This is a genomic window from Pedobacter sp. Bi27 (assembly GCF_918698255.1).
Lineage (GTDB): Bacteria > Bacteroidota > Bacteroidia > Sphingobacteriales > Sphingobacteriaceae > Pedobacter.
Map to the genome: position 1 here is coordinate 807,440 of NZ_CAKKMW010000002.1, position 23,128 is coordinate 830,567.

Annotated in this window: 23 protein-coding genes; 4 read left to right on the top strand and 19 right to left on the bottom strand. The window is 39.0% G+C overall.

The genetic code is table 11. The annotated features are described in order from the left end of the window. Positions 1-3 precede the first annotated feature (3 nt). Entirely contained in the window at positions 4-1,197 is a 1,194-nt protein-coding gene (locus tag LQ227_RS08835) for an aminopeptidase C (RefSeq protein WP_230149045.1), read from the top strand. 270 nt (positions 1,198-1,467) lie between these two features. Here LQ227_RS08835 and LQ227_RS08840 read toward each other — a convergent pair whose 3' ends face one another. The 11 genes from LQ227_RS08840 to LQ227_RS08890 form a co-directional block, all read right to left on the bottom strand. Beyond that, positions 1,468-2,379: an AEC family transporter gene (locus tag LQ227_RS08840; RefSeq protein WP_230149047.1), complete on the bottom strand. Its 912-nt coding sequence runs from the start codon at positions 2,377-2,379 to the stop codon at positions 1,468-1,470. A 70-nt stretch (positions 2,380-2,449) separates the two neighbouring features. Further along, entirely contained in the window at positions 2,450-3,670 is a 1,221-nt protein-coding gene (locus LQ227_RS08845; protein WP_230142809.1) for a DEAD/DEAH box helicase, read from the bottom strand. Positions 3,671-3,854: 184 nt separating this feature from the next. After that, complete coding sequence (locus LQ227_RS08850; protein WP_230142811.1) at positions 3,855-4,307, bottom strand: Hsp20/alpha crystallin family protein; 453 nt, start codon at positions 4,305-4,307, stop codon at positions 3,855-3,857. Between the two features lie 52 nt (positions 4,308-4,359). Beyond that, positions 4,360-4,752 carry a hypothetical protein gene (locus LQ227_RS08855; protein ID WP_230149050.1) on the bottom strand — a complete coding sequence of 131 codons (393 nt, stop codon included), beginning with the start codon at positions 4,750-4,752 and terminating at the stop codon, positions 4,360-4,362. A gap of 4 nt (positions 4,753-4,756) precedes the next feature. Then, on the bottom strand, positions 4,757-4,990 hold the full coding sequence (locus LQ227_RS08860) for a hypothetical protein (protein WP_230149052.1): 234 nt from the start codon (positions 4,988-4,990) through the stop codon (positions 4,757-4,759). 5 nt (positions 4,991-4,995) lie between these two features. Next, positions 4,996-5,262 carry a hypothetical protein gene (locus tag LQ227_RS08865; RefSeq protein WP_230142817.1) on the bottom strand — a complete coding sequence of 89 codons (267 nt, stop codon included), beginning with the start codon at positions 5,260-5,262 and terminating at the stop codon, positions 4,996-4,998. A 402-nt stretch (positions 5,263-5,664) separates the two neighbouring features. Then, positions 5,665-6,018: a hypothetical protein gene (locus LQ227_RS08870; RefSeq protein ID WP_230142818.1), complete on the bottom strand. Its 354-nt coding sequence runs from the start codon at positions 6,016-6,018 to the stop codon at positions 5,665-5,667. 10 nt (positions 6,019-6,028) lie between these two features. Continuing rightward, positions 6,029-6,580 carry an RNA polymerase sigma factor gene (locus tag LQ227_RS08875; RefSeq protein ID WP_057933206.1) on the bottom strand — a complete coding sequence of 184 codons (552 nt, stop codon included), beginning with the start codon at positions 6,578-6,580 and terminating at the stop codon, positions 6,029-6,031. 114 nt (positions 6,581-6,694) lie between these two features. Further along, positions 6,695-7,630: a ketopantoate reductase family protein gene (locus LQ227_RS08880; RefSeq protein WP_230149054.1), complete on the bottom strand. Its 936-nt coding sequence runs from the start codon at positions 7,628-7,630 to the stop codon at positions 6,695-6,697. Positions 7,631-7,640: 10 nt separating this feature from the next. Beyond that, the gene (locus tag LQ227_RS08885; RefSeq protein WP_230149056.1) at positions 7,641-8,576 is read right to left on the bottom strand and encodes a hypothetical protein; all 936 of its coding nucleotides are present in this window, start codon (positions 8,574-8,576) and stop codon (positions 7,641-7,643) included. Between the two features lie 246 nt (positions 8,577-8,822). Next, complete coding sequence (locus LQ227_RS08890; protein ID WP_230142821.1) at positions 8,823-9,584, bottom strand: DUF4197 domain-containing protein; 762 nt, start codon at positions 9,582-9,584, stop codon at positions 8,823-8,825. A 216-nt stretch (positions 9,585-9,800) separates the two neighbouring features. Between LQ227_RS08890 and LQ227_RS08895 the strand changes: the two genes are divergently transcribed. Together LQ227_RS08895 and LQ227_RS08900 are read left to right on the top strand one after the other, a co-directional pair. After that, positions 9,801-10,379: an RNA polymerase sigma factor gene (locus tag LQ227_RS08895; protein ID WP_230149058.1), complete on the top strand. Its 579-nt coding sequence runs from the start codon at positions 9,801-9,803 to the stop codon at positions 10,377-10,379. Continuing rightward, positions 10,372-11,688 carry a carboxypeptidase-like regulatory domain-containing protein gene (locus tag LQ227_RS08900; protein WP_230149060.1) on the top strand — a complete coding sequence of 439 codons (1,317 nt, stop codon included), beginning with the start codon at positions 10,372-10,374 and terminating at the stop codon, positions 11,686-11,688. Before LQ227_RS08895 ends, LQ227_RS08900 begins: the two co-directional genes overlap by 8 nt. Before the next feature lie 600 nt (positions 11,689-12,288). Here LQ227_RS08900 and LQ227_RS08905 read toward each other — a convergent pair. The 8 genes from LQ227_RS08905 to miaB all read right to left on the bottom strand — a co-directional run bounded on the left by LQ227_RS08905 (position 12,289) and on the right by miaB (position 20,151). Beyond that, positions 12,289-13,299, bottom strand: a complete 1,011-nt coding sequence (locus LQ227_RS08905; RefSeq protein ID WP_029274247.1) for an inorganic phosphate transporter — start codon at positions 13,297-13,299, stop codon at positions 12,289-12,291. Positions 13,300-13,311: 12 nt separating this feature from the next. Then, positions 13,312-13,953, bottom strand: a complete 642-nt coding sequence (locus LQ227_RS08910; protein WP_029274248.1) for a DUF47 domain-containing protein — start codon at positions 13,951-13,953, stop codon at positions 13,312-13,314. A gap of 251 nt (positions 13,954-14,204) precedes the next feature. Further along, positions 14,205-15,230: a cell wall metabolism sensor histidine kinase WalK gene (locus tag LQ227_RS08915; protein ID WP_029274249.1), complete on the bottom strand. Its 1,026-nt coding sequence runs from the start codon at positions 15,228-15,230 to the stop codon at positions 14,205-14,207. Positions 15,231-15,363: 133 nt separating this feature from the next. Then, entirely contained in the window at positions 15,364-15,726 is a 363-nt protein-coding gene (gene secG, locus LQ227_RS08920) for a preprotein translocase subunit SecG (RefSeq protein WP_230142823.1), read from the bottom strand. Positions 15,727-15,740: 14 nt separating this feature from the next. Continuing rightward, positions 15,741-16,790: a hypothetical protein gene (locus tag LQ227_RS08925; RefSeq protein WP_230149062.1), complete on the bottom strand. Its 1,050-nt coding sequence runs from the start codon at positions 16,788-16,790 to the stop codon at positions 15,741-15,743. Between the two features lie 74 nt (positions 16,791-16,864). Continuing rightward, positions 16,865-17,377: an LptE family protein gene (locus LQ227_RS08930; protein ID WP_230142826.1), complete on the bottom strand. Its 513-nt coding sequence runs from the start codon at positions 17,375-17,377 to the stop codon at positions 16,865-16,867. 38 nt (positions 17,378-17,415) lie between these two features. After that, positions 17,416-18,666, bottom strand: coding sequence for a sigma 54-interacting transcriptional regulator (locus LQ227_RS08935; protein ID WP_230149064.1), 1,251 nt, complete (start codon positions 18,664-18,666; stop codon positions 17,416-17,418). A 69-nt stretch (positions 18,667-18,735) separates the two neighbouring features. Continuing rightward, positions 18,736-20,151 carry a tRNA (N6-isopentenyl adenosine(37)-C2)-methylthiotransferase MiaB gene (miaB, locus tag LQ227_RS08940; RefSeq protein ID WP_230142830.1) on the bottom strand — a complete coding sequence of 472 codons (1,416 nt, stop codon included), beginning with the start codon at positions 20,149-20,151 and terminating at the stop codon, positions 18,736-18,738. 1,127 nt (positions 20,152-21,278) lie between these two features. Between miaB and LQ227_RS08945 the strand changes: the two genes are divergently transcribed. Next, positions 21,279-23,063, top strand: coding sequence for a hypothetical protein (locus tag LQ227_RS08945; RefSeq protein WP_230149066.1), 1,785 nt, complete (start codon positions 21,279-21,281; stop codon positions 23,061-23,063). Positions 23,064-23,128 lie beyond the last annotated feature (65 nt).

Below are 23,128 nucleotides of genomic sequence, written 5' to 3' on the forward strand. Positions count from 1 at the left end.
AAAATGATCAACTACACAAAAATCAGTGTGATTGGTTTGGCTTTGTCGTTATCTATATCGGCGACTTATGCGCAAGACAATCTCGTTAATTCTTTAAAAAACAACCAAAGCGAAAACAGTGCTTCTTCTTTTAAATTCACTGAAGTGATTAACCTGGCCAATACACCAGTTCAGAATCAAGGATCATCAGGAACCTGTTGGAGCTACTCTACCAACTCATTTTTAGAATCAGAAATGATTAAAGCTGGTAAACAGCCCGTAACGTTATCTCAGCTTTTTTCGGCCCGTAACGCTTATGTAGAAAAAGGTAAAAATTACGTGCGTATGCATGGTGCGGTTTCATTAGGTGATGGCGGTGCTTTGCACGATGTAATCAACATGTACAGAAAATACGGTGCAGTTCCGCAAGAGGTATATACCGGATTAAATTATGGCACTAAAATTAATAAAACTGCAGAGCTTGGCGATATTGAAAAAGGTGTTTTAGAAGCTGTTGTAAAGAATGCAAATGGCGAGTTAACCCCAAACTGGTTAAAAGCTTATAGTGGCGTAATTGATGCTTACCTAGGTGCTGTACCAGAAAACTTTACGTACAATGGCAAAAAATACACACCAAAAACTTTCGCTCAGGAAGTGGTGGGTTTAAATGCCGACAACTACGTAGAACTTTCATCGTTCAACGACCATCCTTTCTATAGCAAATTTACTTTATTGGTACCTGATAACTGGTCTTTCGATCAGGTTTACAACGTTAAAGTGAACGAGTTAACAGATATTATAGATAACGCTTTAAAAGGCGGTTACACTGTTGCATGGGCTACAGATGTAAGCGAAAAAAACTTCAGCTGGAAAAACGGTGTGGCTTTTGTTCCACAAACGCCTTTCGCTGATATGACCGTGAAACAGAAAGCAGATATGTTTAACGGCCCGCAGCCAGAGATGGAAATTACGCAGGAGAACCGCCAGCTTGCTTTCGACAACTATCAAACTACTGATGATCATGGCATGCACATTGTTGGTTTAGCCAAAGATCAAACAGGTAAAGAATATTATATCGTTAAAAACTCTTGGGGAGCAACTAACGATTATAAAGGATATTTATATGTAACCAAAAACTACGTAAAATATAAAACAACAGCAATTTTATTGAACAAAGCAGGTATCCCATCTGCAATTGCTAAAAAATTAGCTTTGTAATTAAATCTAAATCGTTAAAGGAGCCGCAGAAGAAATTTTGCGGCTTTTTTTGTTAACCACAGAGTTCACCGAGCTTTACACAGAGGGACACAAAGTGATGGAAGATAGAAGTCACCTTGTCAAGTAGACCTTCAACTCCACTCACGGTGACGTCTCCTAATTAAATTAAAGTTTTATCTGTGTCCATCCTTTTTATCTGTGGTTAAAACATGTAAGCCTCTGTGATCTCCGTGCCTTCTCTCTGTACGCTCTGTGGTAAAAAAGCAAACATTAAACCAGCCCTGAATAAGTCAGCACCAACCACCATAAACCCGTGGTGATAAAACACAATAAAATTCCGATTCCAACCACTAAATTAGAAAGCTTCGGATTAAGATTATACTGATCGGCTACTACACCAGCGGTTACCAGTGTTGGCATAGCCATTTCGAAAATTGTTATTTTGGTAATCATTCCGCCCATACCTAAAACAAGTGCTGTAACCAAAACTATCAACGGCGCTAAAATCAGTTTGTATAATAAAGCAAAGCTGATGTGTTTCAATTCGCTAAACCAACCACCGAATTTTAGCTGTAAACCTATTGAAAACAATGCCAATGGACCAACCGTCCCCGCTAGTTTCTCGAATAATGGATCTAGTGAAGAAAGGTCAATAAAATGTGGGAGAGTCAGCGCCAAAACACAACCTATAAGCGGCGGAAACGTCAACACTTTTTTCAGCACCAATTTTGCGCTTAGCTTCTGATTCTGCGAAGAGCGGATGGCCACAATAACGCCAATGGTAGATAAAAGCATAAAGGTAGCCTGATCGCAGATAATGGCAACAGCCAGTTCCTTTTCGCTAAAATAAGCCACAATTAAAGGAAATCCTACAAATGAAGTATTACTTAAAGAACTGGTTAGTTTTAACCCGCCAGCAGTGGATTTATTAATATTCTGGATGCGACTATACAGGGTAATAAATAACCAACCAAATAGCCAGACACAAATTGGTGCCAGTACAGGAAAGAATAGGTCCTTAGTCCAGGTAATATGTGGCAGATATTTAAAAGAAACTGCTGGTAGTGCGATATAGATAATCCAGGCATTAATGCCTTTGTGCGCATCTTTGGGTAGCGATTTGCTTTTTCTAAAAAGAATCCCGGCTAAAATGCATAAACCTATAATAATGAAGTTTGCCATTGTTAGCGTAAAGATAATTTATAAAAGAAAAACGCCAATAAGAAATGTACTTATGGCGTTTTTAAGTAATTTATACAGAAGGTTTTGGTTTTTTCTTTTTGTTCCAAACCTTTTTCTTACCCTTATGTTGAGGTCTCTTTTCTTCCACATGCGTAATTTCCATTACAGCTATGCTTTCTGGCAATGGCATTCGGGGAACTTCCTTTTCGATTAATTTTTCGATGTTATCGAACTTGCGTTTATCTCTACCGTTAACCAATGTAATGGCCGTTCCTTTGGTTGCAGCTCTTGCTGTACGGCCAATACGGTGCACATAATCAGCCGGATCGCCAGGAACATCATAATTGATTACCAGGTCTATTCCCTCTACGTCGATTCCGCGAGATAACACATCTGTTCCGATTAAAATTGGCAATCTTCTATTTTTGAAAGCCAGTAAAATATCTTCACGTTCTTTCTGCCCTAAATCGGAGTGAAAAGCTTCTGCTTTAATACCCAATCCTTTAAAGGTTTTATACAACGCTTTTACTTTTTCTTTTGTCGAAACGAAAATGATACTGCTTTTGTATTGGCCACTTTTAAAAATATCGGTTAATAAGGCCTGTTTCTGTTGGTCGTGAATGTTATAGGCTTGTTGATCGATCCCCTCAGCAGGTTTAGCAATTGAAATGGTAATCTGCTTCGGTTCGTGCAAAATCTTACCCGCCATGGTTCTTATTTTCGGTGCCATAGTAGCCGAAAATAAAAGTGTTTGCCTTTTCTTTGGCAGGTAGCTAATAATTCGGATAATGTCGTCGTAAAAGCCCATATCCAACATTCTATCTGCTTCATCTAAAATTAAATGCTGCAAATGTTCCAGTTTTAATACACCTGAAGATAAATGTGCCATTAGTCTACCAGGAGTGGCAATAATAATATCCACACCATTGCGCATAGAACGTTTTTGCTGTTCGTAAGCGATACCATCTCCCCCACCGTAAACAGCTAAAGAGCTGATATTGGTAAAATAAGCTAGCGCTTCAACCTGTAAATCAATCTGTTGCGCAAGCTCGCGTGTTGGAGCCAATATCAAGGTATTGTTGTGCCTATCGGCAGCTTTACTAATTTTATCCATTACGGGTAAAAGGTAGCTGGCCGTTTTTCCTGTACCGGTTTGAGCGCAGGCAATCAGATCATGATTATCTAAAATTACCGGGATGGCTTGTTCTTGTATTGGAGTAGCGCTTTTATACCCCATGGCCATTAAGCCTTCGTATAAATCGGGGTTAAAATTAAAATCGTTAAAATTCAATCTATTGTGTTTATGTCTTTTAGCAAAAGTACCTTAAAATACCGCGAATAGCAAACCGCATTTTAATATCGATATATTAAATGATTTTAAACGGCATATGTGGTAACGCCTTAGGTGGTATAAAAACAAAAAAGCCCCGATTGTAATAAACAACCGAGGGCCTGGAAATTATAATAGACGAAACTTAGTCTACCAGAATATCTTTTTCTGGTGTATTCGTTTCAGGGTTTTTAGGTAGGGTAACCTTCAAAATTCCATCAGCATAACTCGCTGAAATATTTTCTACTAAAACTTTTCCATTTAGGCCAAAAGCCCTTTCGAAAGTGCCGTTGCTATACTCTCTGCGGCTATACTTTTTAGCGGAATCGGCTTCTTCTTTAGCTTGGTAAGAAATGGTTAATACATCATCTTTTGTAATTACCTTTAAATTCTCTTTAACCAAAGCTGGTGCAAAAAGCTCAATAATAAAGCTGCTTTCTGTTTCTTCTATGTTAACGGGCACTTTTCTAAAGCCCTGGTTAAACATGGCATGTTTGTGGTGACCGAAAGGACCACCAAAGTGCCTTCCAAATCTTCCCTCTCCTGCGCCAAAGCGACTATGCATCTTGCCCGAAAGGCATCTATGTTCGTTGTACATTTTGTTTAATTTTAATTGTTGTTTATTCTGTTAATTTATCGGCTTAAGCCAATTAGTTGTAAGCCGCCTGCTCCGTTTTAGGGATACCCAATAGCTGTGTAATGATATTTGCATAGGGATATGAAGGCGAGAAAACGGCGTAATCAAATCTTACCCCCCTTATCTGAACCAAAATATCATCGATAAATTTCATTGGCTCAAGCAGGGCGCTGATTAATCCCGATTTAGGTTTTTCTTCTTCATCAATCGCCTTTTTCCCTTGGAAAATATTCAATTCCCGATTGTAGGCTTTAAAGTCAGCACCGATTTGTTCTATAGGAACCTTAAATTCGTCCGAGCTAAAGAAAGTTACCTTCTCCCCTCGGGTAATCAGCTCGGTTGCCATACCCAAAATCGGACTAACATCGGCCAGAGATGGATCGCTTAAAAAAAGTACCTGTGACATAACGTTATCTATTTACTTTGTTTACACTATCAACAGGACTAATCACGGCATTATCCATTTTTCTGCCATGGTGACTGTAACTATGGTTTCTATGATGTTCTTGCTGGCAATCATCCTGATAATGCCTGTTTTTAAAATCTAACCGATCGCGGTATCCATTCTGAACGGCCAGTACATTTAAGCTGTAAAAAGTTCCTGCAGCAACAGCCAATGCCAATAATATTCTAAATGCTCTCATGGCGGTTAATAATTTACGTTAATGTTGTTAACTGTTCCATTGCCTTGTACGGTTGGCCTGTACCATTGGTTATCGATTGGCACAATTGGGTTGTAATGATTTTCGAAACTGTTAAAGCGGTTATGGAAATAACGGTGGCGCCTACCGATAAAAATCCTGAACATTAAACCGATCAGCATGATGGCCAATATAAATTTGAACACAAATGGTATGAAGAAAGCGACTGTACCGAGTACAATCCCGAATCCTATGGTTTTTAATATCTTTTTCATCTTCTATATTTTTTTTACGGTAACCAATTCATCATAAACAAATTGACTAACACATCTCTGTTTTTGTTATTTACATAGGAAGACGGAGCAACTTTATTTTTACTTTAAATTATTTTGTTTTTTTTATTTACTAAGGATTTTGTCATCCTGAACGCAGTGAAGGATCTTTCTAAGTGATTAATCATCCTTTCGTTATGTCATCCTGAGCGGAGTCGAAGGATCTTCTAATAGATCGTCATTTCGACTGAAGTGCAACGGAATGGAGAAATCTGTCTTGATAGATCTCTCCACTCCGCGTTGCTGCGGTCGAGATGGCGATTTGCGAAGAGGCTTTCAAGATGTTCAGAATAACGGAGAAATAGATCAAACAAAAAAGCCCCGAATTTAATCGAGGCTTCTAAATTATTCCTTATTGCGATAGTGGCCCCATCCGCCACATCTCCGTTTATATTCTTCTTTGAATTTTGCCCTTTCCTCATCGTTCATCGTCTCCCATTTGGCACGCATGCTTCTTGCCCGCTCGCGGAAGCCATTATGTCCTCCATGCCCACCTTTATTAAAGTTTCCAAAAAGCAACCTACACAGCACAAGTAAACCGAGGGCTTGCCAATAATTAAGTTTGCCTGCATGTGCCACCTCAGGTAAAATCCAATTCCATAAAAACATAACCACATAACCCAATACCGCTGCAATAAGCACCGCCACGGGTAAAAAGAAAATAAATTTCTTGCGCCGATTAAAATTTCTATTCATCATGTCTGCAAATTTAATAGTTAATAAATTCCTGATATAAATTTTGTAAACGGTTACGCAGGTGTTTTACAGCATAACCCTTTCTTGATATTAATGTTTTGATATTCTCACCGCTTTCATCTGCCAGTTCCTGAAAAGTGCGTTCTTCCAATTCGTTCTGAACAAACACATAACGCTGATTCTCCGGCAGTTCTTCCAAGGCCAAAAACAATTGATCCCAGAATAGTTTTTTTAAACTTTCTTCTTCTGGTGAGTAGGCCTCGGCAAGTAAAATCTCTTTAAAATTGATTTCGCCATCTTCACCTTCGAAAGTGAAATCTTCTAACGATTCTTCTTTTTGTTTACGGTATTTATCGGTGATCTTATTTCTTGCCACCCGATATAGCCAACCACTAATCTGCTCGATGGCGCCAGCCTCGGGTTGATTGCTGAGCTGAAACCAAACATCCTGTAAAATATCTTCAGCGTCCTCATCCGTATTCACCCTTCCGCGGATGAAACTGAATAAGCGCTTACCATAATTGGCAACCGTTGAAATGATATTTTGAGGTTCGTTTGTTGGCACTAAATTTTGCTTAATAACCCAGTAAACGGATGAAACTCAATATTACTTTAAATTTTCTTTACTTTTTTCGGAAAATCGATTTTTTCAGTCAAAACACCCTGATTTTTTAACGACTTATAGCAAGCCTTTTTTGAGTAATCCTTCGTACAGTTTTTGATAAGTTGGCGCGGCAATACCAAGTTTTCCGGCTTCCCGTACAATGTAGCCTGTTAACGACTCAACTTCTGTTTGTGCTTTTTGATTGAGATAATCGCGGTGCATGGATGAGGTAACCTCGTAGGGCATCGATTTCATCGTATTTAATGTTTTGTCTGAAATGTCATCACTGATGGTTACGCCTTTAGCCAGGGCAAGGTTTTTCACTTCTTCAATTAACTTCAGAACAGTTTCAAGATTTTCTTCCAATACCTTTCCAATAGCGCTATCGAAATAAGATGTAGCGGTAGCCGTAGGAGAAATAAATATAAATTTTTCCCAGATGGCGGTGGAGATTTTATTCGAAACCGTTACATCGATTCCTGCATCAAACATTAAATCTTTCAGCTGTAAAACCGCTTCGCCTATTGGTCCATCCATACCAAAAGATAGCTTTTGAATATTCCCTGAATTTTCGATTATACCTGGTGATTTAATCTTGGAAACGATAAATGCACAACCTTTTAAAACATTTGCATGGGGCAGGATTTCTAAAATTTCGTCACTTGCACTAACACCGTTTAAAAGGGGTAATAATATCGTTCTATGGTTGATTAAGGGCTTTAACTTTTCGATGGTTTGTTTTAAATCGTAGCTTTTCGTGCAGATTATAATATAATCGGCCACGCCAATTTTACTATAATCATCAGTAGCCAGATATGGCTTTGTTACAAAATTTTCGTCCCCTTTTATTACAGTTAAACCCTTGTTTTGGATCTCCTTTAAATGTTCGCCACGGGCAACAAAAACAACTTCTACATCATTTCCGTTGCTGTATTTCTTAGACAGTAAGCCCCCGAAATATCCACCCACCCCACCAATCCCTACAATAACGATTCTTGTTTTATTTGGCATAATAAACAGATTATTTCAATGCACCCGTAGGGTTATTTCCTTTATCCACTACCGTTTTAATATTCCCCTCTAAATCAGAAACATATATTTTGCTTTGTGTAAAGGGTTTTTCAGCTCCGCTATAAAAAATCCGATCATCGGCCGTAAGAAAAACATAAGGAACATTTATACCTTTTGGCGAAATCCGTTGTACTTTTTTACTGGCCAGATCTAAAATATAAACTGCTTCACTTGGCCCCGTTAATCCGTCTAAACTATCAGCATTTCCTGCATTAAAAATCAATTTTGCCCCATCTTTTGTATAAAAGAAACGGTTGCTACTCGCAATGGAAAATTCTTTCCCAATCAAATCGGCTATTAATTTAGTATCGATTAACTTTCCGGTACGGTCAAAGGTGTAAAGTTTGGTAAGATCCTGTCCGATGATTTCCTTTTCATTTTTCCAGGTTGGCGCGTAAACATTTATTTTAGATGCACTATCGAGCATCACATATCCAGAATTATCGGTTTTTATAACACCTATCTTCCATAAGTTTTTACTGTTAAAAATATTGAAAGCGATCGCAGCTCCATCAGGCGACCACATGGCCTGATAATAATTATTACTATTTACCTGCAATTTACCCTGGCTCTTGTTTTCCATATCGGCAACCCAAATGGATCTGTTCCCGGCCGAATCGCTCAGGGTATAGGCCAATTTATTTCCATCAGGAGAAATAGCCGGGTCGGTAGCACCGCCGAACGAAATCTGTTTCATGGTATCGATACTCGTGGCTACAATTTTATCTCCGTCCTGATAGGCTAACGCGAAATTTTTACTACTTAAAGAAACAGTATCTAAAACAGCTTTCGCATTTTCTGCCTCGGATTTATTGCTATTGCAGGAAGTAATTAATGCAACGCAGGAAATTAAAATAGAAACTAATGTGGTGCTGATTTTCGTCATGTACAATTTTACAAATAGTTTTTGTGTCTGCGGTTTTTGAAGGGAAGCAGAAGCTTTATTTTACTTAATACAAACTTTGTGCTGATCGATTTTATCCTTCGCTCTGGTTCCTGTATCCACGAGCAACAATCAATACCTACACTTAAATCTAATTCAGTCTGTGAGGACACAGACCAAGGAAGAAGACCGAGGCAATTGATATCTTTCTGCCGTGGTTCGTGTCTTCACGAACCACAACTAAACAGATTAAATCTTTTTCTTATCCGCGTAACCAAATACTTTTTGCAACAAGGTTGTACTTCTTGAGCTTAAGTTTCCCCTAATTTTGAGTTCTTCCTTCGCAACTTCAACAAATAAACCATCTATCGCTTTTTGGGTAACGTATTCGGTTAAATTCGTATTTACAGGCTTAACCAAAGGCAGGCGATTGTATTGTGTAGTTAAGTCGCTATAATATTTGGTGGCATTTACCTTATTTAAACTTGTGGTTACAATCGGGCTAAATTTTTGCATCAGCTGAGAAGTAGTTACCCTTTTAAAGTATTCGGTAGCCGCGTCTTTGTTACCCAGTAAGATATTAGTCGCATCGGTTAATGTCATTTGTTTAATGGCTGAGATAAAAATAGGCTTTGCTTCGGTAGCAGCATCTTCTGCGGCCCGGTTTAAGCTTACAATCACATTATCACAAAGTTTGTTCAAGCCTATGCCACGTAATGTTCTTTCAACTTTTTGTGCTTCAGGAGGCATCAAAATTTTAACAGCCAGATTGCCTAAAAAACCATCTTTAAGCGAAAGCCTATCGGCACCTGCAGAAACACCGATTTGTAGCGCTTCCTTAATCCCTTGCCCTATTTCAAAAGTAGACGGCGTTCCGGTGGCAGCTGTAGTAGTGCCCTGTTTTTCGGTTACTTTTTTAAATATATCGCTCAGTTTAATCTGTGCGCTAACATTTAGGCTTGCAAATACCAGCATGGCCAGTGATGCCGATAAAATATTGATCTTTTTCATTTTGTGTGTTTAATCCTATTTAGCAAAACAACTGCCATAATTCTTATTTACCCTCAAAGATAAGCCTTTGCACATGCAACAATGTTAAACCACTTAAAAAGATAAGGAACAATGTAAAATATTTAGGCCCTTCTCTTCCTAAAAAATTAGTTTATATGCCATCACTCAGAAATATTTTTTATACTTGAAAGATAATTCGAAATAGCTACCATTTTTTTGAGGTTTATAAAAAACACATCTGGGAACGCCCAGCAAGACGACGCCAAACTGATTGCCAAGTATAAAAATACGGGCGATTTAGACGCGTTGGGTACGCTTTACAATAAATACATGCATTTGGTGTTCGGGGTTTGCTTAAACTACTTTAAAGATGAAGAGCAAAGTAAGGATGCGGTAATGCAGATTTTTGAAGAACTGGTAACGAAGCTGAAAATACACGAGGTGCAGAACTTTAAAAGCTGGCTTCATGTTTTAACGCGGAACCATTGTTTAATGGCACTACGTAAATCGGCGAAGCAAAATAATGTCTCATTAGACGATACTTTTGTGGAAAATAGTGAGTTTGTGCATCTGGATATAGACAACACAAAAGAAACGAAGCTTACCATTATGGAAAAGTGTATGGAAACTTTGCCCGAAGAACAGCGAAAAAGCGTAGATTTATTTTATTTACAAGAAAAATGTTATAAAGAAGTAGCCGATATTACGGGCTACGACATGCTTAAAGTTAAGAGTTACATCCAAAATGGTAAGCGGAATTTAAAGATTTGTATAGAGAAAAACAGTAGTGAGTAACGATTGGTTAGATATTGATGTTCTGGAAGATTACCTGGATGGTAAACTTGATGCTAAGGCTATGCACTTTGTAGAAAGACAGGCTTTGGAAGATCCTTTTGTTGCCGAAGCATTGGAAGGACTGAAACAATCACCTAAACGCAAGCAAACACTTTCTATTTTACAAAAACAACTGTACGACCGTGTTTCTGAAAAACCTATAAAACGCAAGCTTTGGGGCATTACCACACAAAGATTAAGTATTGCAGCAACAGCAACTGTAGCATTTATTGCGGTAAGCATTTTATTCTTTATGCGTGAAACGAACCGCAGGAATGCAGAACTTGCTGCACATAAACAGGGTGGTGTAATGGTTCAGTTAGATAGTACAACAAGTATTGCTTCAGTTCAACCCAAACCTAAAGAAGATACGGTTACGCAAAACTCAACAAGGGCAGCTTTGGTAGACAAGGCAATTACAGCCGCAAAAACAGGTGATTTAGCGAAAAACACTAAAGCAAAACCTGCATTAGAACGGGCAGCGCAACAAATGGCCGAGGTAAAAGCTGCCTCAGATTATAATCGGGCTAGAGCCGCAAAAGCAGAGAGCTTCGACGCATCCGCTTATAAAGCAAAGGCAGAACAAAGTATACAAAATGAATCTGTAGTGGCAGCAGCAGCGCCTGTTCCGGCATATGGCTCAAGTAAAATTGCGTTTAGCGGCAACGTTGTAGACCAAAGCAATGGCCAACCTGTTCAGGGTGCTGTGGTAAAGTTAGCGGGCTCTAAAAATGTAACCGCAACTAATGCTAAAGGTTATTTCTATTTACCTGCCGATAGTAACGCAAAAGATAAGGACTTATTGATTAATGCCATTGGCTTTAAAGAATTGCCTGTAGCTGGCCTACAAGATCCTAACGCGATAAAAAGTGCCTTGAGTGGGAATAAATCGCTAAACGAAATTGCATTAATTACAGGTTCGAACGGGCATAAGAAAGAAAATATTGCGGCACCAAAAATTACATTGCGTGCAGAACAAAACCTGGATGGAAAATCAGTTGATAGCATTACAAAGCCTATTCCGGTTTCTACCATTAACTATAACCAATATTTAGAGAATAACAATAAACTTTATAACCCTAAAGGCCCAGAACAATTTGTGATTTTAAGTTTCAAAGTTAAAAGTAACGGACGCCCAACAAATATCAGCGTTATAAAATCATTGAACAAAAAAGCCGATGCGGAAGCCAAAAGACTGATTCAGGAAGGCCCTGATTGGGTATTGCCTAAAAACGGCACTGATTTAGTAGAACTAAGCGTTAAGTTTTAAGTTTCAGCTATTTATTACGGTTCAGCGAAAGGTTTCAGGCACCCAATATTTTCTAATAAACTTTCTATTTTTTTAAAATTCCCTCGCATTTCAGCTTAAGGGATAAGTTATTTATAAAACGTCAATGGTAGAGGTTAGAACTTTTCAAATACATCGGAGTGTTGATGAAAGATTCGTAAATTATTAAGCCTGATGCTTCTGTCAGGAAATAACACAAGGCACTTACTAAACACATCATTTAATAACTGAAACGGAGATTTTGGTTACATGTTGGAAGGTATCGTCATCTCGACCGTAGTGTTCCAAAGGAATTCCTTTGGAGGAGAGATCTATTAACATAGTTCAAAGATTTCTCCATTCCACTGTGTTCCAGTCGAAATGACGACCGTCCCTGCAATCTGTCATTGATATCCTAGCCGAGGAAAACCACTGAGGACATGAAGTTAGGTCCAAGAGCTCGGTGTTACTCCGTGTAAAACTCCGCGGCCTCTGTGGTAACACCATAAGCCTAAATGCTATCTGTTGTAAAAAACAAACCCCCAACAAAAAAGACCAAGGCAATTAGCTTTGGTCTCTTAAGTATATTAAAGGATTTTGTTTTTATTTTAAGTAATAGATCACGGCATAAATAATTGCCGCTAATGTAGCCGAAACCGGAATGGTTAAAATCCAGGCCCAGATTAAGTTGATGGTTACACCCCAACGTACTGCTGAAACGCTTTTTACTACACCTACCCCTACAATCGAACCTGTAATGGTATGCGTTGTAGAAACCGGAATGCCAAAATGCTCTGTAATACCTAAAGTTACTGCTCCAGCGCCTTCGGCAGCAACACCTTCCAGTGCGGTTACTTTGGTAATTTTGGAACCCATGGTTTTAACAATTTTCCAACCGCCGCTCATTGTACCTAACGATATTGCCGAATAACAGGCAATTGGCACCCATGCAGGCATGGCTTCGAAATTAGGAATTACTTTTGAGGCGATTAAAGCTGTTGCAATGATCCCCATTACCTTTTGAGCATCGTTACCTCCGTGAAAGAAACTTAATGCAGCAGAAGAAAGCAATTGCAGGCGTTTAAACCATTTCTCAGCAGTTGCTGGCTTAGCATAACGACAGATGTTGATAATGATCAGTGTTAATACCACTGATATAACCATACCGATTATTGGTGCCAGTACAATGAAGGAAACAATTTTTATTACATAACCCGTGTTTACAGCATCAAGCGGACTAGCGCCTATAAGTAATGCATGTGTCATACCTGCACCAGCAAAACCGCCAATTAAGGTATGTGATGAACTTGAAGGGATACCATACCACCAGGTTAAAAGGTTCCAGATAATTGCAGCAACTAAACCTGCAAGGATAACTTCTAAAGTGATATAATTTTCAATTACCGTTTTAGCAACTGTATTGGCTACTTTGTGATCGGTAAAATAAAAGTAGGCAGCGAAATTGAACAACGCAGCCCACAAAACCGCCTGAAAAGGCGTAAGAACTTTTGTAGAAACAACTGTTGCAATCGAGTTAGCGGCATCGTGAAAGCCGTTAATGTAATCGAAAGCAATAGCCAGAATTACAACAACAACCAATAAGGTAGTTACCATGTTTGTTTTTTATTAAGCGTTTTTAACCAAGATAGTTTCAAGCACATTCGCCACATCCTCACACTTATCTGTCGCTTTTTCTATCGTTTGTAAAACCTCTTTTTGTTTAATTAATTCAATCGCATTGGTTTCGTATTCGAATAAACGGGCTACCGCTAATGTAAATACATAATCAGCCTGATTTTCGCCACTATTAATACGGATACAAGCATCGGCAATTACGCGGATGTTTTTGAAACTGCGTAATTCTTTGATTGCTTTATCAATATCAGTACACATTTCTACCAAAAGCTCGGCAATTTTAACAATCGGCTCGTTAATGGTATTCATGTTATACATCTGCATACGGTTTGCAGTACCATAAATATAATCGGCAACATCATCAACAGCAGTAGCCAATGCATGGATGTCTTCTCTATCGAATGGCGTAATAAAGTTCCTGCTCAGTTCAAGAAAAATTGAATGGGTAATATCATCACCTACATGCTCCAAGCGCTCAATTTCTTTAAAAATTGTTTTTCTGCTTTCAGCATCACCTGTGCTAACCATTTCTAAAAGGGTTTCTGCAATTTTTAATGCATTGCTACCTGCCTGCTCGAAAAGCGGATGAAACTTTTTGTCTTGAGGTGTAAAGAACTTAAAAATATTGTTCATGTTAATTTTTAATATGTTGCAAAGCTACAAGCCCAATGTTAAGTTAATGTTAATTTATTAATTATATTAACTAATTATCTCCTTATTTAGTCAGGCGTGCGTTATTTCTATACTTTCAGGTAGCTGACAATGAAATAAATAGGTTATCAACAGCGGTAAATTGCTTTTCGGAATGAAATCGGATGCCACATTTTACGTGCGTCCCGTGTTTCCGTGGCAAAAACAGAAGAATGATTATCGGCGCTCTAAGGCTACCCGCCTTTTTGTAGCGTAAAAGCAAAGGTTGTGCCTATGCCTGGCGTACTTCTTACCGAAATGGTTTGTTGGTGTGCCTCTAAAATGTGTTTTACAATGGCTAAACCTAAACCTGTGCCTCCAACTTCTCTCGCCCGGTGGGTATCAATGCGATAAAAACGCTCAAATAAACGCAACAAATGTTTTTCTTCTATACCGATGCCGTTATCGGTAACTTCGATCAAAACCTGATCGTGCAGTTCAAAAATTTTAATGGCTGTTTCGCCACCATCAATGCCATACTTAATACTGTTTACCAGCAAGTTAATTAACACCTGCCTAATCTTTTCGCGATCGGCCGAAACCAATGTAATGGCAGTATATTTATCTTTAAAAAAGAGTTTAATGTTTTTTGCTTCAGCGCGGTCTTCGAGGTTTTCCATTACCTCTTTTGCCAATTGCACAAAATCGAATTTTTGGTAGTTAATTGGCGATTCGCCTGTTTCTAACTTTGAAATAACGTCTAAATCATTAATTAAATAACTCAGTCGCTCTACATTGTTTTCAGCTTTTTTTAGAAACAATACAGCCTGATCCGGGTCATCTACCAAACAGTCCTGTAGCGTTTCGATATAACCTTGAATGGCAAAAAGCGGGGTTTTAAACTCGTGCGAAACATTTGAAAGGAATTCTCTTCTAAACTGTTCCTGTTTTTTTAATAAATCTATTTCTTTTTTCTTTGCGCCTGCCCACTCCTTTACTTCTTGTTCTACATCATTAATCGGATCAGAACTCACGTACTCGCCGAGCGCATCTTTTAAATCTTTACCTAGTTTAAGGTTATGGATGAGCTTATAAATGAGTTTAATTTTGGTGTAAATATATTTCTCCAGCAAATAATAAAAAACCAAAAAACTGCACAGAAACGATACGCCAAAAGAAATAGCCATGTAATACAGGCTATGCTGAAAATAAAAATTAACCATCCCGATGGAAAGACCAACGGCGAGAGCAGTAAATAGAACCAGCACACTTAATTTCATGCTGCAATTTAAAGCTTTTTATGTTAAATGTGTGTTAAGAGACAAAGGGTTGATTCATTTTTTACGGAATGTTAAAAAACAAAAAAGCTTTCCCTTTTTGAGGAAAGCTTTATAAAATACGGGTAAGTATTACTTATTTCTTTGTCGAGTCTGTTTTAGCCGGAGTCGTAGCAGCAGGTTTAGTGCTGTTTAAACTTCCGCCAAGTGGAGATGGTGATGGTGTTTTATCTAAACGCTCTTGTATAGCTGAGTTTCCAACTGCTGCAGTACCACCGCTGGTTTTAGCAATTGTAGTAACGGCAAGGGTTAACACTACGATCAGAGTTAACAATACCCACGATCCTTTTTCTAAAACATCGCCGGTACGCTGTACACCAAACATGTTACTGGTGCCACCGCCTGTAGCTAAACCTCCGCCTTTAGGGTTTTGTACTAAAACAAATAAGCCTAAGGCCACACACGCAATAATTAATAAAATGATTAAAAAGGTTACCATGGTAATATTATATTTTAAAATTTCTTTTCTATAGATTGGATAAGGTCGGCAAAGTAACGGCTTTTTTCCGGATATTTCAAACTTAATTTTTTATAAGTATCTATGGCTTTGTGATAAAGCATTTGCTCGATATAAATTTTAGCTAAAGTCTCCGAAACAAGGTCGTAATTGTCTTCTGCACTTTTCTTTGCCTTATTTTCATTGTCTATCTGTTCTGGCTTCGGCGGCTTGATTGTTGGATCTTCTTTTAAGAACCGCTCGATAATTTCAGCTCCCTTTGCATCTTTAATTTCGGCAGAAGGATATTCTGCTAAATGATCGGCTACCTCGAAAGGCGTTTGAATGTGAAAGATGTGCTCTACATATTGTTGTTGAAACTCAGCTCTTTCTTGCTGCTGGTTGTTCTGCGGCTGTGGTTTTACCTTACCAGCGTTAGGGCGGGCATAAGGTTGAAAAATCTGCTCGTGCTCTTTACGGGTTTTAGCCAACCACCATAAAAACGTGTACGGAAGCTTATCGTCGTTATATTGCGAAACAAAATTCCTTTCGGGCTCATCAGGAACAACCGTTTCAATTTCTGGTACGGTCGTAACCACATCGGTACTTAATTTCTGTTCAAAGGCAAAGAAATCGGTAGCAGCTACACTTTCAATAAAAGAATCATCATCTGCAGGTAAGTCCATTAAATGACTATCAATACCCGGCAGGTGATTTGGCGTTTCTATAGGAATTACCGGGTTTTCTGAGTGAAGATCCGGAGCTAATTCTCCTATTTCTTCAAAAACTACCTGTTCATCCTGTGTATTTTCAGCAACTATCTCGTTAATTTCTTCTTCTTCTGTTGTTTCGCGGACTGAAACCATATTTAATACATGGAACAGTACATGCCCCTGGCTATAAAGTGCTGCTTTTGGCACAGCTGATGCACTAGCCTTGGCTAACAGTAAATGAATGGGCTGGGCATATGGAAATTGCGCCACCATTTCCTGCAACATGGATACATGCTCTGGTCCAACCTTTCCAGGTTGCGCAAGTAAATCTGCCAGTAGCTTTTTGTTATCCATTATCGAGGTTTGCCGCTAAGTTAAAAAAATGTAGACGGGTTTTGAAAATTTTGTCTTTTAGAATCCTGCTTTATTTACCACTGCGCAAATGCACGGTTAAAAATATCTTCCGATAATTGTTTGTTAATATTTTCGATGGCTCCAGGCAATAAGGTTTGAATTGGTGCCCCATTGATCGGAAAATCGAAATATCTGGTAAAGCTTTCTTCAAAACTTTCTTTTTCGTGTTCTTTTATATTGTTCTTATACTTTACCGAAACGGTTATGGTTAATCTGTTTGCACCTGAAGTAGGTGTAGCACTATTTTGAAGCGCAACGGGTTTAATATCATAGCCCGTTATTCTTCCTTCAAACGATGCATCGCCTTCGCCTGTGGGAGAAATAATCAATTTGGTCTGATTGCGGATCCGGCTCTTTAACGATTCGGTAATCTGGTTACTTAGTGTTGGTACCACTAATGGCGCATTATTTTCGAATACCCGAACAACCACCGTTTTTAATCCTGTTGTTGATGCCCCACTGAATTTATAAGAGCAAGCGCTCAATATTGAAGCAACAAGGATTAAAGCAAATATTTTTATTTTCATCAGTATATAAATATATAATTTGTTTTAAGGCGATGAACTTATAAATTTAATTCTTTAATTTTTCTGTACAGGGTACGCTCTGAAATGCCCAGTTCTTGTGCAGCAAACTTACGTTTACCCTTGTGTTTTTTTAATGCTTTTTTAATCAGATCCGATTCTTTATCCACTAATGATAAAGATTCTTCTACCTCTTCGGCCTCATGTGCAAAATAATCAGCATTGTTATTGTTGTTGTTGTTATTATTATTGCTTGGTGTAGGTTGTTGAATGGTAAAGGCATGCTCTTGCCCTGCGGGCAGTTCCACATCGCGATATAGCTGATTGATATACTGAGGATTATCTGCCAAAACGGTAGCGGTATTTCCGCCGTGCTGAATAATTTCGGCAACAAGTTTTTTAAGTTCAACCATATCCTTTTTCATATCGAAGAGGACCTTGTACAAAATATCTCTTTCTGTAAAATCTTCTTTCGACTGAGAATTAATCGTCATTGGCAGGTTACTTCCGGCCTCGTTCGGGATATAGTTTAAAATGGCTTGTCCGGTTACATTCCGGTCTTTTTCCAATACGCAGATCTGCTCGGCAATATTTTTTAACTGACGAACATTACCCGGCCAGCTATAATTGGTTAAGATCTGAATGGCATCTGGCTCCAAATGTAATGCAGGACTACGGTATTTATCGCTAAAATCGGCAGAGAACTTTCTGAATAATAAATAAATATCTTCTTTACGCTCTTGCAAAGCCGGTATGCGCAATGGAACGGTATTTAACCTGTAATATAAATCTTCGCGGAATTTTCCGTTTTTAACGCGGTTATATACATCAACATTGGTTGCCGCAATAATGCGGACGTCTGTTTTCTGAACTTTAGATGAGCCTACGCGCAAGTATTCGCCGCTTTCTAAAATACGCAGCAAACGTGCCTGTGTACCCAAAGGCAGCTCAGCAACCTCATCTAAAAAAATGGTTCCACCGTTTGCTACTTCAAAGTAACCTTTACGTGCCTCGTGTGCACCTGTAAAAGATCCTTTCTCGTGGCCAAACAGTTCAGAATCAATGGTTCCTTCGGGAATGGCGCCGCAGTTTACAGCAATAAAAGCACCGTGTTTACGGGCACTCATTTGATGGATAATCTGCGAGAACACCTCTTTACCACTACCACTTTCGCCTGTTATTAACACCGACATATCAGTTGGTGCTACCTGGCTTGCAATATCGATGGCACGGTTAAGTAATGGCGAATTGCCAATAATACCGAACCGTTGTTTAATATTTTGTGTATCCATTCTTTAGATTTGAGTATTGAGATTTGAGATATTAGACCTTACGCCTCTTGCCTTCTACCCTCTACCTTTTTAAACTATTTTACCTATTAACGTAGCTGATGTACATTTTTCGATAAATACATTTGCATACTGGCCTGGTTTAACGCCTTCAATTGCAGGAAAAATTGCCATGGCTCCGCTATCTCCTCTTCCGCAATAATCCAGATCAGATTTTTTAGAAGTGCCTTCAATCAAAACACGAACAGTTTTACCCACCCACTCTTGTAAGCGCATTAACGAATGTGCCTGTTGCTTAGCTAAAATCTCAGCTAAACGGCGTTTTTTTACTTCCTCGGGAATATCATCTTCTAATTTACGGGCAGCTAAAGTTCCTGGTCTTTCAGAATAAGTGAAGTTATATGCAAAATCATATTCTACGTAATCCATCATACTCAGGGTTTCTTGATGCTCTTCTTCTGTTTCAGTACAGAAACCAGCGATGATATCGGTAGAAATTGCACAACCCGGAATAATGTTACGGATAGCATCAATACGATTGATATACCATTCGCGGGTATAAGTCCTGTTCATTAGCTCCAATATGCGGGTATTACCCGATTGAACTGGCAAGTGGATATAGTTACAGATGTTATCGTATTTAGCAATGGTATGTAAAACCTCGTCGGTAATATCTTTTGGATGCGAAGTAGAAAAACGTACCCTTAAATCAGGGCTAACCAAAGCTGTTTGCTCCAAAAGTTGCGCAAAGTTTACGGTTTCTGTTCCATCTTCCGATGTCCAGGTATATGAATCTACGTTTTGGCCTAAAAGTGTAACCTCGCGATAACCGGCCTCAAATAAGCCTCTTGCTTCTTCTATAATGGAATGGGCATCTCGGCTGCGTTCGCGGCCACGCGTAAAAGGAACCACGCAGAAAGAACACATGTTATTGCAGCCGCGGGTAATGGAAATAAAGGCGGTAATTCCATTGCTGTTTAAACGCACCGGACTAATATCTGCATAAGTTTCTTCGCGGGATAAAAGTACATTAACCGCTTTATGTCCACTTTCCACCTGTTCAATTAAGTTAGGCAGATCGCGGTAAGCATCAGGGCCTACTACTACATCAACCAACCGCTCTTCTTCTAAAAATTTAGATTTTAAACGTTCTGCCATGCAACCCAAAACCCCAACAATTAATTTCGGGTTACGGCGTTTTTCGACACCAAACTGCGATAAACGGTTCCTAACCCTGGTTTCAGCATTTTCGCGGATAGAGCAGGTATTGATGAAGATCACATCGGCCTGGTGATAATCCCCTGTGGTTTCAAATCCTGTTTCAGAAAGAATAGAGGCAACAATTTCACTATCAGCAAAATTCATTGCACAACCATAACTTTCGATGTATAATTTACGGGCGTCGGCTTTAATTGGTGTATCTAAAATTAAAGCTTCACCTTGCCTGGCTTCATCGTGCGTCTTATCCTGTACTTGTAAATCAATCATTATTTAAAAACATTTTGGGGATTGCAAAAATACATAAATAAAATTAAAAGTGACAAATTGACATATTTTGTTTAAATGTTTACAGTACGATTATGATAATCGTTATTTAGTTGACCAGATTGCGTTGGCGGGAAAAACTTTCAAGATAGGGTTTTGGAAAGGGGTGGTTCGATTATTATGGCGGGGTTCAGCCCCGCCCCCGCTTCTGCCCCAATTGAAAAAATTGTGGCATCCCGCTACGGTCGGGTTTAGATTACAGCTGTTCTTGCTACTATGAGGGGTTTTCCGTGCTGCCGTCCTAACCCATCTAACCCTTGGCGAAGCGGTACCCTGCAGGCTGGAGGCACGACGGCCAAAGCGTACAAGCGAAGCAAAGGAACAAACAATGTTTCTTGTACTGCCCTTGCGCTCCAAAAAATTAATAATTCCTTTTTATAAAATAAGTCAGGATGTTTTTGAAAATGTATGCTTCGGTGCCCATGGAGGACTGCAGCCCCGCTATCCCTACTGCCGATAGAAAAAATCGGCATTCGTACTATCGGGTTTAGATTACAGCTGTTCTTGCTACTATGAGGGGTTTTCCATGCTACCGCCCTAACACACCTAGCCCTTGGCGAAGCGGTATCCTGCAGGCTGGAGGCACGACAGCCAAAGCGTAGAAGCGAAGCAAAGGAACAAACAATGTTTCTTATACTGCCCTTGCGCTCCAAAAAATTAATAATTCCTTTTTATAAAATAAATCAGGATGTTTTTGAAAATGTAGGCTCCGGTGCCAATGGCGGGCTGCAGCCCCGCTATCCCTACTGCCGATAGAAAAAATCGGCATTCGTACTATCGGGTTTAGATTACAGCTGTTCTTGCTACTATGAGGGGTTTTCCGTGCTGCCGTCCTAACCCATCTAGCCCTTGGCGAAGCGGTACCCTGCAGGCAGGAGGTACGACGGCCAAAGCGTACAAGCGAAGCAAAGGAGCAAACAATGTTGCTTATACTGCCCTTGCGCTCCAAAAAATAATTTCAACTATAAAGCATCCGTAGTTTCTCTTTGGTCTTTCTGCTTGAGTCTTTTGCCTTGCCCCTAAAAAACCTTTCGCGCTTCTATCTGTTACCTATCGATAAGCCATAACAAATGACAGCTCAGCATAGAAATAAAGTTTGGATCTGGATAGGAAGCATATTCGGCATATTGATTTTAATTGTTGCATTTGGCGCCATGTTTTTAAGCGCCCGATGGAAACCTATATTGACCGAAAAAATTAAGTCTGGGGTTTATAATGGCTCGCACCATTTATATCGGATAGATTTTAAAAGCATTAACTTGAATGTTATTACAGGTAGCCTGGCACTGCGCAATGTTACGCTAATACCCGATACGGCTGTTTTTGATAGCTTAAAGAAAAAACAACTGGCACCTGCACATACTTTCGAGCTTAAATTAAAGAAACTGCAGATCAGCCGTGTTGGAATATTGACGGCCTACTTTAAAAAACGAATAGATGTAAATGAAATCCTTTTACAAAAGCCATCTATCAATATGATTTTTAACAAGGTAACCAGGAAACCCGATAGCATAAAAGATGAAAAATCACTTTACGAGCAGATTTCGAAAACCTTTAAATCGGTACATGTTAAAAGCATTAAAATTATAGATGCAGATTTCGATTACATCAACAAAACCGCAGCAAAAAAAACCAAAAATTCAATCAAACACCTCGATATTAACATTAAAGATTTCCTGTTGGATTCACTTTCGGGCAATGATACAACTAGGTTTTACTATATAAAAGATGCATCTTTTCAGATTGCGGGTTATAAATCGATAACGAAAGATAAAATGTACGCAATGAAAGTTGATACCATTAAAGGCTCTACTGCATCAAAAAAAATAACGGTTAAAGGATTTAAACTTACACCGTTGTACGATGAGCTTACTTTTGCCAGAAAATACAAGATCCAGAAAGACCGGTATAACCTCAGTTTTGATAAAATTGAATTTAACGGCGTTGATTTTATTGGTTTAAATACTGACCAGAAACTGCATGCAAAATCGTTGAGGATTGGGCCAGCAAATGTAGAAGTTTTTATGAGCCGAGAATCGCCGCCACCAGGTTTTGATAAAGGCCGAAACTACCCGCATATGGCCCTAAAAAGATTAAACATACCTACCCTGATTGATACGGTAAAGCTGAGAAACATTAATGTTAAATATGCTGAATTTAACCCGGCGAGTAAAAAAATTGGATCGGTTGACTTTAAAGCGCTAACAGGAAACATTTTAAACGTAACCAACGATAGTTTACAATTGCGCAAAAAGAGCCATGCCCTGGCAGATTTAAACTCGCTTTTAATGGGTACCGGAAAGCTGAATGTAAAAATCGATTTCAACCTTACCGATAATAATGGCGCATTTACCTATAGTGGGAATCTGGGTAAATTTGATCTGAAAAACTTAAACCCGCTATCGAAAGCCCTGGGTTTAATAGAGATAGAAAGCGGCGATGTGAAACATATCGATTTTAGCGCAAATGGAAATTTAAGATCTGCATCGGGCAAGATGAACATGCTGTACACAAACCTGAAAATAAAGCTCTTATCAGACAATATTGATGGAGAGGGAACCAAGGAAAAAGGTTTTTTGTCGTTTTTGGCCAATGCCATTTTAGTTAAAAACGAAAATCCACAAAAAGGCGAAGCGCCAAGAACAGCAAGCATGGCCAATACCAGAATTAATTCGGCCTCCTTTTTTAACCTGATGTGGAAAACCGTTTTTGTAGGTATAAAGGATATTGTAGGGGTTGGTGTGGTACCTGAAAAGAATCCGGTAAAACAGCAAAAAGTAATCGCAAAAAAAATAAGGGAACAAAAAAGGGCAGACAGAAAAGCAGCGCGGAAGGCCCGGAGAGAAAAAAACTGAACTTACATTTTTCAAATATATGTTTATAACCGTATATTGCTAATAAAACCACAGCCGCTCATTTT